The organism is Pseudomonas fluorescens (assembly GCF_000802965.1).
Lineage (GTDB): Bacteria > Pseudomonadota > Gammaproteobacteria > Pseudomonadales > Pseudomonadaceae > Aquipseudomonas > Aquipseudomonas fluorescens_A.
Genome location: NZ_JSAK01000017.1, coordinates 126,792 through 139,937 on the forward strand (window position 1 = coordinate 126,792; position 13,146 = coordinate 139,937).

Below are 13,146 nucleotides of genomic sequence, written 5' to 3' on the forward strand. Positions count from 1 at the left end.
CGATGAGGCCCGTGCTCACACCGCAGATTTCGCAACTGATGGACTGGGCCGCATCGCGCACAACCCGTAATAAATCAGGCCACCCAGGGCCGAGCCGGTGAACCAGCCATAGCTGTAGAACCAGCTGAATACATCACTGCCCAGCGACAGCAGCGTCAACACCACCGGCACACCGAATGCGAGAAAGCCGTTCCAGTTCCACGCCGGGTACACGTCGTCGCGATAGAGCCCGGCGAGGTCCAGTTGCTGTTTCTTGATCAGGAAGTAATCCACCACCATGATCCCGGCAATCGGCCCAAGCAGGCTGGAATAACCCAGCAACCAGTTGGAATAGACCGTTTCCAGGCTGACGTCGGAAACAATCAGGCCAAGTTTTTTCAGCAGTTCATGGCCCATCAGCACCAAACCAACAAACCCGGTGAGCAGTACCGCTTTGGTCCGGTTGATCACCTTGGGTGCGATGTTCTGGAAGTCGTTGGTGGGCGAGACGATGTTGGCCGCCGTATTGGTCGACAGCGTGGCGATGATGATCAGCGCCATGGCCACTGCCACCCAGACCGGGCTCTGGATATGGCCGATCAACGTCACCGGATCGGAGACCGTCACGCCTACCAGTTTCACCGACGCGGCGGTCATCACCACACCCAGCGCAGCGAACAGGAACATGGTCAGCGGCAAGCCGATGATCTGCCCGACAATCTGGTCCTTCTGGCTTTTCGCGTAACGGCTGAAGTCCGGGATGTTCAGCGACAACGTCGCCCAGAACCCGACCATCGCGGTCAGCCCGGCCGCGAAGTAACTGACCACGCTGGCCCCTTCCGGGCGCTTGGCCGGAATCGCCATCAGCTCGGTCATCGACACATTCGGCATGGCCCACAACAACAGCCCTACCCCCACCAGCACCAACAGCGGCGCCGACAGGGTTTCCAGCCATTTGATCGACTCGGCACCGCGAATCACCACCCACAAGTTGAGCGCCCAGAACACCATGAAGCCAATGACTTCACCGGTCCCGCCGAGGGATTTCCAGCCCTCGAACACCGAGCCCAGGAACAGATGTATGGCGAGGCCGCCGAACATCGTCTGGATACCGAACCAGCCGCACGCCACCAGGGCGCGGATCAAACACGGGATGTTCGAGCCGAGGATGCCGAAGGACGAGCGCAGCAACACCGGAAACGGGATGCCGTACTTCGTGCCGGGGAAGGCATTCAGGGTCAGGGGGATCAGTACGATGATATTGGCAAACAGAATCGCCAGCAGCGCTTCGCCGACGCTCAGACCGAAGTACGCCGTCAGCACGCCGCCGAGGGTATAGGTCGGCACGCAGATCGACATGCCGACCCATAGTGCGGTGATGTGCCATTTGTTCCAGGTTCGTTCGCGCACCTTGGTCGGTGCCATATCGTGGTTGTATCGGGGACTGTCGAGGACGTCGCTGCCGGCTTCCAGCTCAAACAAGCCGTCGCGCTCGGTCACTTGCGATCTGATCTGTTGCATGGCCGCTCCACTGTTCTTTGAATTATTTTTTGCTCATCGGGGGCTGGCGACATCAATAAACGTGCCGGGCGCCCCGATTTCGCATCGGGCAGTTCCATAACCAATCTGTAACCAACTGATGTTTATCAGTTTTATTACTTCAACTATTCAGTCCCCCGGCTACTTGTCATGCCACTCAGGCCGAACGCCAGCCAAGTTGTCCGAACAGTCAGGACTCAATCTGGTGCACTGATCTTTTTTTCAAAGTTGCGCATCAACCATAGACCATCCTCAAACGGCTGATTTCACATAAGAAATCTTGACCATATTTAGATCCTGTCAAGTGCGTCAAAATGGTGAGAGGCCTCACCATTTTGGTGATTCTGTTATTTAGTTGTTATTTATCAATCAGTTAAAACAGTCACAAGCTTATAAAAATTATTCTTGCTCATTCGCATAACTCAGACTAGCGTTTATTCCTGACAGCGCTGACAGGAATACACCTCTTTGCGCTGGCTTCATATAAAACACCTAGAACCGGCATCAGTCGGTCATGCCTGCGAGGAACTCGGAATGTCTCTGTTGATCCGTGGCGCTACCGTTATTACCCATGATGAAAGTTATCGCGCCGATGTGTATTGCGCAGACGGCGTGATCAAAGCCATCGGCGAAAACCTCGACGTTCCCGCCAGTGCCGAGATACTTGACGGCAGCGGCCAATACCTGATGCCAGGTGGCATCGATCCTCACACCCACATGCAACTGCCCTTCATGGGCACTGTGGCCAGCGAAGACTTTTTCAGTGGTACGGCAGCGGGACTTGCCGGTGGCACCACATCGATCATCGATTTCGTAATTCCCAATCCGCAGCAATCCTTGATGGAGGCATTTCATCAGTGGCGCGGCTGGGCCGAGAAGTCGGCGTCCGATTACGGCTTCCACGTCGCCATTACCTGGTGGAGCGAACAGGTCCGCGAAGAAATGGCCGAGTTGGTCAGCCATCACGGGGTCAACAGCTTCAAACATTTCATGGCCTACAAGAACGCGATCATGGCGGCCGACGACACCTTGGTGGCGAGTTTCGAGCGCTGCCTGGAGCTGGGCGCGGTGCCGACTGTGCATGCGGAGAACGGCGAACTGGTATTTCACCTGCAACGCAAACTGATGGCCCAGGGCATGACAGGGCCGGAAGCACACCCTTTGTCGCGCCCCTCGCAAGTGGAAGGTGAAGCAGCGAGCCGGGCGATCCGCATTGCCGAAACCCTCGGTACGCCGTTGTACCTCGTTCACGTCTCGACCAAGGAAGCCCTCGACGAAATCACCTATGCGCGCGCCAAGGGCCAACCGGTCTATGGCGAAGTATTGGCCGGGCATCTGCTGCTGGACGACAGCGTCTACCGCCATCCGGATTGGCAAACCGCCGCCGGTTACGTGATGAGCCCACCGTTTCGCCCCATTGGCCATCAGGAAGCGCTTTGGCATGGCCTGCAGGCGGGCAACCTGCACACCACGGCCACTGACCACTGCTGTTTCTGCGCGGAACAAAAAGCGGCGGGCAAGGATGATTTCAGCAAGATCCCGAATGGCACGGCGGGCATTGAAGACCGCATGGCGGTGCTGTGGGATGAAGGGGTGAACACTGGGCGCTTGTCGATGCAGCAGTTCGTCGCCCTCACCTCCACCAACACTGCGAAGATTTTCAACCTCTACCCGCGCAAAGGTGCGATCCGTGTGGGTGCCGATGCCGATCTGGTGCTGTGGGACCCGCAAGGTACGCGGACGATTTCGGCGAAGACTCATCACCAGCAAGTCGACTTCAACATCTTCGAAGGCAAGACCGTGCGCGGCGTGCCCAGTCACACCGTCAGCCAAGGCCAGGTAGTTTGGGCCGATGGCGATTTGCGGGCTGAGCGCGGTGCCGGGCGGTATATCGAACGGCCGGCATATCCGGCGGTGTTTGATTTGCTGAGCAAGCGCGCCGAGTTGAATCAGCCAGTGGCTGTGAAACGTTGAGATCGGCCTTCGGCCTATCGCTGGCAAGCCAGCTCCTACAGTTGAAATGCGATCCCCTGTAGGAGCTGGCTTGCCAGCGATGAGGACCGCACAGACACCGCAATAACAATGCCCACCAGAGGCAGTACCTCCATTACCGTGAGGCCCACACCGTGATCAAGACCCTGACCCACCTCCCGCATCCCTACGAGAGCGCGGCCGTGCTCGCCAGCCATTTCACCGATCTGGCGCCGCCGCTCAACGATCGCCAGGCCCACCTGGAAGCCTCGCGCTGTCTGTATTGCTACGACGCGCCGTGCGTGAATGCGTGCCCGAGCGAAATCGATATCCCGTCGTTCATCCGCAACATCCACCAGGACAACGTGCAAGGCGCGGCGCAGAAAATCCTCTCGGCAAACATCCTCGGCGGCAGTTGCGCCCGGGTCTGCCCAACGGAAATCCTCTGCCAGCAGGCTTGTGTACGCAACAACGCTCACGAGTGCGCGCCGGTGTTGATCGGTCTGTTGCAACGCTACGCGGTGGACAATGCGCATTTCAGCGAACACCCCTTCACCCGTGCAGCCGCCACCGGCAAGCGCATTGCCGTGGTGGGTGCCGGTCCGGCCGGCTTGTCCTGCGCACATCGCAGTGCCATGCACGGGCATGACGTGGTGATTTTCGAGGCAAAGGAAAAGGCCGGTGGCCTTAATGAATACGGGATCGCCAAGTACAAACTGGTGGATGATTACGCGCAGAAAGAATTGGATTTCCTGCTGGAGATCGGCGGGATCGAAATCCGTCATGGGCAAAAACTCGGCGAAAACTTGACCCTCAGCGAACTGCACCAGCAATTCGATGCCGTGTTCCTCGGCCTGGGCCTGGCGGCGAGCAAACAATTGGGCCTGGCCCATGAAGAGGCGCCGGGCCTGGTGGCCGCCACCGACTACATCCGCGAACTGCGTCAGGCGGATGATTTGACGCAATTGCCGATGGCCGATCACTGCATCGTACTCGGCGCCGGTAATACCGCCATCGACATGGCCGTGCAAATGGCGCGGCTGGGCGCCCGCGACGTCAATTTGGTATATCGCCGTGGCGTGGAAGACATGGGCGCGACCCATCACGAGCAAGACATCGCCAAAGCCAATCAAGTGCGCCTGTTGACCTGGGCACAACCGGAAAAAGTGTTACTCGATGATCGCGGACAGGTGCGCGGCATGCGTTTCGCGCGCACGCATCTGGTGGAAGGTCGCCTGCAAACCACCGGCGAAACCTTCGAACTGGCCGCCGATGCAATCTTCAAAGCCATCGGCCAAAGCTTCGATTCCAGCGCCCTCGCCGATCCATTGGCCCGAGAACTAAAGCGTCAGGGCGATCGCATTCAGGTCGACGAAAATCTGCACACCAGCATCCCCGGTGTTTATGCGGGCGGCGACTGCACCAGCCTCGATCAGGACCTCACCGTGCAAGCCGTGCAACATGGCAAAAAAGCCGCCGAAGCGATCAACGCTCAACTGATGCTTAACGTGGAGGCCGCATAAATGGCCGATCTCTCGATTGTCTTCGCTGGCATCAAATCCCCCAACCCGTTCTGGCTGGCCTCCGCGCCGCCGACCGACAAAGCCTACAACGTGGTCCGCGCCTTCGAGGCCGGTTGGGGTGGCGTGGTCTGGAAAACCCTGGGCGAAGACCCGGCGGCGGTCAACGTATCGTCACGCTACTCGGCGCACTTCGGGGCCAACCGTGAAGTGTTGGGTTTCAACAATATCGAACTGATCACCGACCGTTCGCTAGAGATCAATCTGCGGGAAATTACCCAGGTCAAAAAAGACTGGCCGGACCGTGCGCTGATCGTTTCCTTGATGGTGCCCTGCGTCGAAGAGTCGTGGAAACACATCCTGCCCTTGGTGGAAGCCACCGGCGCCGATGGCATTGAGCTGAACTTCGGTTGCCCCCATGGCATGCCGGAACGCGGCATGGGCGCAGCGGTCGGCCAAGTGCCGGAATACGTCGAACAGGTTACCCGTTGGTGCAAGACTTATTGCTCGCTGCCAGTGATCGTCAAACTCACGCCGAACATCACTGACATCCGCGTCGCTGCCCGCGCGGCGCACCGTGGCGGCGCCGATGCGGTTTCGCTGATCAACACGATCAACTCGATCACCAGCGTCAACCTGGAGCGCATGGTCGCCAATCCCATGGTCGGCAGCCAGAGCACCCACGGTGGCTATTGCGGTTCGGCGGTGAAGCCTATTGCGTTGAATATGGTCGCCGAAATCGCACGTGATCCGCAGACTCAGGGCCTGCCGATCAGCGGAATCGGCGGCATTGGCAACTGGCGTGATGCGGCGGAATTCATCGCGCTGGGCAGTGGCTCGGTGCAGGTATGCACGGCGGCGATGCTGCATGGCTTCCGGATTGTCGAGGAGATGAAGGACGGATTATCGCGATGGATGGACAGTCAGGGTTACGCCAGCATTTCCGAATTCTCCGGGCGCGCGGTGGGCAACACCACGGACTGGAAGTACCTGGACATCAACTATCAGGTGATTGCGAAGATTGACCAAGAGGCGTGCATCGGTTGCGGTCGTTGCCACATCGCTTGCGAAGACACCTCGCACCAGGCGGTGGCCAGCGTCAAGCAAGCGGACGGCACGCACAAGTATCAAGTGATCGATGATGAATGCGTGGGCTGCAACCTGTGTCAGATCACCTGCCCGGTGCAGGATTGCATCGAGATGGTGCCGATGGAGAATGGCAAGCCGTTTCTGGATTGGAATCATGATCCGAGGAATCCGTACCACGTCAGTCCTTGAGACTCGCGGAGTTTGAGCTGACGCCTTCGCGGGCAAGCCCGCTCCCACAGTGGTTCTGTCGTACGCAAATGTCGTGTACACCAAGATACCTGTGGGAGCGGGCTTGCCCGCGATGCGGCCGGTCGCCGCACCGCTGGACTCTAAGGCTCCAACCCAATCCCCCGCAAAATCACACTCGTCACCGTCTGCACCGCCCGCTCGAACTGCATGTCCGACAGCGGTTGGTGGTCATTGAGAATGTTCACCTGGTGATCGAAGTCGGCGTAGTGCTGGGTCGAGGCCCAGATCATGTACAGCAGGCTCGAAGGCTCCACCGGCAGGATGCGTTTGTCATCCACCCACTGGCGGATTTTCGCTTCCTTCATCTTGGCCCAGTCGTACAGGCTGGCGTCGAGTTTCTCGCCCAGGGTCGGTGCGCCGTGGATGATTTCGTTGGCCCAGACTTTCGAGCCATAAGGACGGCTGCGGGAGTGGTTCATCTTGGCGCGGATGTAGCTGCTGAGCACCACGCGCGGATCGTCGAACATTTCGAAGCACAGCGCATCCTGCTTCCACACTTCCAGCAAATCGAACAGCACGGCGCTGTACAACTCGGTCTTGGTGCTGAAGTAGTAATGCAGGTTGGAGCGCGGCAGTTGCACTTCGGCAGCGATGTCGGCCATGGCGGTGCTGCCGAAACCTTTTTCGGCGAAGACCTTCTCAGCCCCCAACAGAATTTTTTCGACGTTACTGCGGCGAATCTCGATCTTGTGATTGCCCATGAGGGCTCCCTGACGACAACCTTGAACAAGACTAGCATCCGCTCTACCTCGCGGCGACAGGGGAAAAGCAAACTTCGTACAACCCGTGCCTGGCAGCTAAACTGACGCCCACTTCGAACCTGCCGCTGAGGGATTCATCGATGCTTATCAAGAACACCCTGACCACCGCCGCCCTGCTCGGCTCGCTCTTCTGTGCGTCATCGGTTTTTGCTCACGCCCATCTGAAAAGCCAGACACCCGCCGCCGACAGCACCGTTAGCGCACCGGCGGAACTGAGCCTGACGTTTTCCGAAGGGGTCGAAGCCGACTTCAGCAAAGTCACGATCAGCAAGGACGGCGCTGACATTCTGGTAAAAAGCCTGGTCACCCAAGGCGACGAAAAAACCACTCTTGTTGTCACGCCGGCGGTGCCGTTGACGGCTGGCAGTTACAAGGTCGAATGGCACGTCGTGTCGGTCGACACCCACAAAAGCGAAGGCGCCTACGGCTTCGAAGTTGGCCAGTAACCCATGACGAGCGCGATGGTGTTGTGTCGGTTCCTGCATTTCACCGTGGTGCTGATGTTGTTCGGAACGTGGGTGTTTCGGCCGCTGCTCCTGGGTCGTGAAACCGCGCTTGATCAGCCCTTGGCGCGCATTGGCCTGTGGCTGGCGGCAGTGGCGCTGGCCAGCGGCATCGGTTGGTTACTGCTGGTCACCGCCAGTATGGCCGGTTCGTGGGATGCAGCGTTCGAGCCATCGACATTGCGCCTGGTGTTGTCGCGTACCTTTTTTGGTCAGGTCTGGACCTGGCACCTGCTGTTCAATGCGTTACTGCTGGTATTGCTGCTGACATCGCTGCGCGCCAACGTACCCCTGCGCCTCCTCCTCAGCAGCTTGTTACTGGCGACTTTGGCCCCCATTGGCCACGGCGCCATGCTCGATGGCATCGAAGGCCAATTGCTGATCCTCAACCAACTGATTCACCTGGCGTGCGTTGGCGCCTGGCTCGGTGGGTTGATGCTGTTGATGATGATCCTGCGGCGACCTGCCGGGCATTCCATCAAGGCGCTGTTACGGCGATTCAGCGGCGTCGGCTATGTCTTGGTGGCGGGTTTGCTGATCAGCGGATTGATCAACATCCGGGTGCTTACCGGCGCCTTGTGGCCCACGCCGTTGTTGTCAGGTTTTGCCTTGATTCTGCTGATCAAGGTGTCACTGGTTGTCGCTATGTTGGGATTGGCGCTGTTCAACCGGCTGCGGATCAACCGCTGCGAGCAGCGCCTGACGACATTACGCAACAGCGTGCTACTGGAGTGGTTGCTGGGGCTTGGCGCGATGGCCGCCGTTTCATTACTCGGCACCCTGCCGCCGACGATTTCGAACTGACAACCCGTCCCCTTGTGGGAGTGAGCCTGCTCGCGATGGCGGTGTTTCAGGCGACAGCCATGCTGAATTTGAAATGGCTATCGCGAGCAGGCTCGCTCCCACAGGTTTCAATCCTCGGCTGAGCCCTTATCAAGTCATCGTATAACTTCTGATTGACAACCCTGAAACACCTCGCAAATAATCGCCCCAATGTTGTACGACGACGTATAACGAAAAATAACAAAAAAAGAATGGAGCGTCACAGTGAGCAAGCTCGTCCGCAATTCCTCTGCCCGAACCCCACGTCCATCCTTCGCCCGCCGCAACACGCTGAGCCTTATCGGTTGCAGCAGCCTGATGCTCGCCTTGCCGATGACCAGCCAGGCCGAAGGTTTCACCGATGACGCCAAGGCCACGCTGAACCTGCGTAACGCCTACATCAATCGAAACTACACCAACCCTGCCTACCCTCAGGGCAAGGCTGAAGAGTGGACGCAAAACTTCATCCTCGATTCCAAGTCAGGCTTCACCCAGGGCCCGGTCGGCTTCGGCGTGGATGTGCTGGGGCTCCTTTCGGTCAAGCTCGATGGTGGCAAAGGCACCGGGGGCACGCAGTTGTTGCCGATCCATGGTGATGGTCGTCCTGCCGACAGCTTCGGCCGCCTGGGCGTGGCGCTCAAAGGCAAGATTTCGAAGACCGAACTGAAGGTCGGTGAATGGATGCCGGTGCTTCCGATCCTGCGCTCCGATGACGGCCGTTCGCTGCCACAAACCTTCCAGGGCGGCCAGGTGACTTCCACCGAAATCAGCGGCCTGACCCTCTACGGCGGCCAGTTCCGCAAGAACAGCCCGCGCAACGATGCGAGCATGGAAGACATGTTCATGAACGGTAAATCGGCGGCGTTTGCCTCGGACCGTTTCAACTTCGGCGGCGGCGAATACGCCTTCAACGAAAAACGCACCCAGATCGGTGTGTGGTACGCCGAGCTCAGCGACATCTACCAGCAGCAGTATTTCAACCTGAGCCACAGCCAGCCCATCGGCGACTGGACCCTCGGTGCCAACCTCGGCTACTTCATCGGCAAGGAAGACGGCAGTGCCCTGGCCGGCGATCTCGACAACAAAACCGCCTTCGCCCTGCTCTCGGCCAAATACGGCGGCAACACCTTCTATGTCGGCCTGCAAAAGCTCAGCGGCGACGATGTCTGGATGCGGGTCAACGGCACCAGTGGCGGCACCCTGGCCAACGACAGTTACAACTCCAGTTATGACAACGCCAAGGAGAAATCCTGGCAGGTGCGCCACGACTACAACTTTGTCGCGCTCGGCGTTCCCGGCCTGACCTTGATGAACCGCTACATCAGCGGCGACAACGTGCACACCGGCACCATCACCGACGGCACGGAATGGGGCCGCGAATCGGAACTGGCCTACACCGTACAGAGCGGTCCGCTGAAGAGCCTCAACGTCAAATGGCGTAACGCGAGCATCCGCAAGAGCTTCAGCACCAACGAGTTCGATGAAAACCGGATTTTCATCAGCTATCCGATTTCGTTGCTGTAAGGCGTTTTTTGCCGGCACATAAAATCTGTGGCGAGGGAGCTTGCTCCCGCTGGGTCGCGTAGCGGCCCCCTGCAAGCTTCAGGAATAATGAGGCGTCTGGATTTGCGACTGCTGCGCAGCCGAGCGGGAGCAAGCTCCCTCGCCACGGGGGGTACTGTTGTGACCAATGACCCTCCGTCAATTTCCACCAAAGTCGCGTTGACAAGACCCGGAAAGCCTTACGATACTTCGGCATAGTCGTACGACAACCTACAACGAATTCAAAACAATAACTGATGTCCAGGATTCCCATGACGAACACTGCTACCGCCCGCACTCCTTTTAATCGCCTGCTGCTGACCGGCGCCGCCGGTGGCCTCGGTAAAGTCTTGCGCGAAAGCCTGCGCCCTTACGCCAACGTCATTCGCCTTTCAGACATCGCCAACATGGCCCCGGCCATTGATGACCGCGAAGAAGTCGCGCCTTGCGACCTCGCGGACAAGCAAGCCGTGCATCAACTGGTTGAAGGCGTCGATGCGATCCTGCACTTCGGCGGCGTTTCGGTAGAACGTCCGTTCGAAGAAATCCTCGGCGCCAACATCTGCGGCGTGTTCCACATCTATGAAGCGGCTCGCCGTCACGGCGTGAAGCGCGTGATCTTCGCCAGTTCCAACCACGTGATCGGCTTCTACAAGCAGGACGAAGTCATCGACGCCCACTCCCCTCGCCGCCCGGACAGCTATTACGGCTTGTCCAAGTCTTACGGCGAAGACATGGCCTCGTTCTACTTCGATCGCTACGGCATCGAGACTGTCAGCATCCGCATCGGCTCCTCGTTCCCGGAACCACAAAACCGCCGGATGATGAGCACCTGGCTGAGCTTCGGCGACCTGACCCAACTGATCGAATGCGCCTTGTACGCCCCGAATGTCGGTCACACCGTGGTCTACGGCGCCTCCGACAACAAGAACGTCTGGTGGGACAACCGTTACGCCACAGCCCTGGGCTATGCACCGCAGGACACCTCTGAAGTGTTCCGTGAAAAAGTTGAAGCCCAACCGATGCCTGCTTCGGATGACCCGGCCATGGTTTACCAGGGTGGTGCGTTCGTTGCGTCCGGCCCGTTTGGCGACTGATCACCGCGCTTCACTTGATCCCAAACAACAAGACCAAGGGAATGAGTTGCCATGCAAGCCGAATTGATTGTCGATACCCGCAATGCGGTCGGTGAAAGCCCGGTCTGGGTCCCCGAGGAAAACGCCCTGTACTGGGTGGATATTCCTGCCGGGGGCCTGCAACGCTGGAATGCTGAAACCGGTCATGTGAATGCCTGGAAAACCCCGGAAATGCTTGCGTGCATCGTTCGTCATCCGGATGGCGGCTGGGTCGCCGGCATGGAGAGCGGGTTCTTCCATCTACACCCGAACAACGATGGCAGCCTCGACAGCGAACCGCTGGCCTCCGTCGAGCACGCCCGCCCCGACATGCGCCTGAACGATGGTCGTTGCGACCGTCAGGGACGTTTCTGGGCCGGCAGCATGGTGCTCAACATGGGTGCCAATGCTGCCAACGGCACCCTCTATCGCTACAGCGCCGGCGAACGTGGGCCGGTGGCTGCTCAATTGGACGGCTTCATCGTGCCCAACGGCCTGGGATTCAGCCCGGACGGGCGCACGATGTACCTGTCCGATTCTCATCCTTTGATTCAGCAAATCTGGGCGTTCGACTACGACATCGACAGTGGCACGCCGTCCAATCGCCGGGTGTTCGTCGACATGAACAAATTCTGCGGCCGGCCCGATGGCGCCGCTGTCGATGCCGACGGCTGCTACTGGATCTGTGCCAATGACGCCGGGCTGATTCACCGCTTTACGCCTGACGGTCGCCTTGATCGCTCCCTCACCGTACCGGTTAAAAAACCCACCATGTGCGCCTTCGGTGGCAGTCGACTCGACACCCTGTTCGTGACCTCGATTCGCCCCGGTGATGACCATGACGAACAATCACTGGCCGGTGGCGTGTTTGCCCTCGACCCCGGCGTCAAAGGTTTACCGGAACCCGTTTTCAACGCTTCGCTGTAACCGCTTCTGTCGTAACCGCTTGTGCTGCACCGCTGCGCCTTTGAATACAAAAATAACAAGACTGGAGACACACCGCATGGACTTCAAACGCACCTTGCTCGCCGCTGCACTCCCGCTGACCTGCACGCTCGCCCTCACCCTCAGTAGCGCCGCCCACGCGCTGGAAATCAAATTCGCCGACATCCACCCCGCCGGCTATCCGACCGTAGTCGCCGAGGAACAACTCGGTAAAACCCTGGTGGCCGACAGCAACGGCAAACTGACTTTCAAGATGTTTGCCGGCGGTGTGCTCGGCTCGGAAAAAGAAGTGGTCGAACAGGCCCAGGTTGGCGCCATTCAGATGGCCCGGGTTAGCCTCGGCATCGTCGGCCCCGTGGTGCCGGACGTGAACGTGTTCAACATGCCGTTCGTGTTCCGCGACCAGGCGCACATGCGCAAAGTCATCGATGGCGACATCGGCGATGAGATCCTCGGCAAAATCACCAATTCCGAATTCGGCCTGGTGGCCCTGGCCTGGATGGATGGCGGCACGCGCAACATCTACACCAAGAAACCGGTGCGCAGCCTCGAAGACCTCAAGGGCATGAAGATTCGCGTGCAGGGCAACCCGATGTTCATCGAAACCATCAACGCCATGGGTGGTAACGGCATCGCGATGGACACCGGCGAAATTTTCAGTGCGTTGCAGACCGGCGTGATCGACGGCGCCGAAAACAACCCTCCAACCCTGCTCGAACACAACCACTACCAGAACGCCAAATTCTACAGTTTGACCGGGCACCTGATCCTGCCTGAACCGATCGTGATGTCGAAAATCACTTGGGACAAACTCACTCCCGAGCAACAGACATTGGTGAAGAAAACCGCCAAAGCCGCACAGGCTCAGGAACGCACTCTGTGGGACGCGAAGTCGGCCAGCAGTGAAGAAAAACTCAAGGCTGCCGGCGTCGAGTTCATCACCGTCGACAAAAAACCTTTCTATGAGGCGACTGCCTCGATCCGCGAAAAATACGGCGCACCTTACGTCGACCTGATCAAGCGTATCGAAGCCGTTCAGTAATCCTCCCTGCATTCAAGAAAGGCCCGGCGCCACGGACGTTTGAAGACGTCCGTGCGCGCCCGGTTACGG

Annotated in this window: 11 protein-coding genes; 9 read left to right on the forward strand and 2 right to left on the reverse strand. The window is 58.8% G+C overall.

Annotated features, from left to right (window positions below):
• Positions 1–15: 15 nt before the first annotated feature.
• Positions 16–1,500: an NCS1 family nucleobase:cation symporter-1 gene (locus NL64_RS15030; protein ID WP_034148854.1), complete on the reverse strand. Its 1,485-nt coding sequence runs from the start codon at positions 1,498–1,500 to the stop codon at positions 16–18.
• 552 nt (positions 1,501–2,052) lie between these two features.
• Here NL64_RS15030 and hydA point away from each other — a divergent pair.
• The 3 genes from hydA to preA all read left to right on the forward strand — a co-directional run bounded on the left by hydA (position 2,053) and on the right by preA (position 6,287).
• Positions 2,053–3,492: a dihydropyrimidinase gene (gene hydA, locus NL64_RS15035; protein ID WP_034148855.1), complete on the forward strand. Its 1,440-nt coding sequence runs from the start codon at positions 2,053–2,055 to the stop codon at positions 3,490–3,492.
• Positions 3,493–3,644: 152 nt separating this feature from the next.
• Complete coding sequence (locus tag NL64_RS15040) at positions 3,645–5,012, forward strand: NAD(P)-dependent oxidoreductase (RefSeq protein ID WP_034148856.1); 1,368 nt, start codon at positions 3,645–3,647, stop codon at positions 5,010–5,012.
• Positions 5,013–6,287: an NAD-dependent dihydropyrimidine dehydrogenase subunit PreA gene (gene preA, locus NL64_RS15045; protein WP_034148857.1), complete on the forward strand. Its 1,275-nt coding sequence runs from the start codon at positions 5,013–5,015 to the stop codon at positions 6,285–6,287.
• Positions 6,288–6,427: 140 nt separating this feature from the next.
• Here preA and NL64_RS15050 read toward each other — a convergent pair whose 3' ends face one another.
• A complete protein-coding gene (locus NL64_RS15050; RefSeq protein ID WP_034148858.1) occupies positions 6,428–7,048 on the reverse strand; it encodes a TetR/AcrR family transcriptional regulator in 621 nt (206 codons plus the stop codon).
• A gap of 140 nt (positions 7,049–7,188) precedes the next feature.
• Here NL64_RS15050 and copC point away from each other — a divergent pair, with 140 nt between their 5' ends.
• The 6 genes from copC to NL64_RS15080 all read left to right on the forward strand — a co-directional run bounded on the left by copC (position 7,189) and on the right by NL64_RS15080 (position 13,077).
• Complete coding sequence (gene copC / locus NL64_RS15055) at positions 7,189–7,554, forward strand: copper homeostasis periplasmic binding protein CopC (protein WP_034148859.1); 366 nt, start codon at positions 7,189–7,191, stop codon at positions 7,552–7,554.
• A gap of 3 nt (positions 7,555–7,557) precedes the next feature.
• Positions 7,558–8,415, forward strand: a complete 858-nt coding sequence (gene copD, locus NL64_RS15060; RefSeq protein WP_034148860.1) for a copper homeostasis membrane protein CopD — start codon at positions 7,558–7,560, stop codon at positions 8,413–8,415.
• Positions 8,416–8,658: 243 nt separating this feature from the next.
• The gene (locus NL64_RS15065) at positions 8,659–9,957 is read left to right on the forward strand and encodes an OprD family porin (RefSeq protein ID WP_034148861.1); all 1,299 of its coding nucleotides are present in this window, start codon (positions 8,659–8,661) and stop codon (positions 9,955–9,957) included.
• A 290-nt stretch (positions 9,958–10,247) separates the two neighbouring features.
• The gene (locus tag NL64_RS15070) at positions 10,248–11,072 is read left to right on the forward strand and encodes an NAD-dependent epimerase/dehydratase family protein (RefSeq protein ID WP_034148862.1); all 825 of its coding nucleotides are present in this window, start codon (positions 10,248–10,250) and stop codon (positions 11,070–11,072) included.
• 51 nt (positions 11,073–11,123) lie between these two features.
• A complete protein-coding gene (locus NL64_RS15075; protein ID WP_034148863.1) occupies positions 11,124–12,017 on the forward strand; it encodes an SMP-30/gluconolactonase/LRE family protein in 894 nt (297 codons plus the stop codon).
• 76 nt (positions 12,018–12,093) lie between these two features.
• Positions 12,094–13,077, forward strand: a complete 984-nt coding sequence (locus NL64_RS15080) for a TRAP transporter substrate-binding protein (protein WP_034148864.1) — start codon at positions 12,094–12,096, stop codon at positions 13,075–13,077.
• Positions 13,078–13,146: the final 69 nt, after the last annotated feature.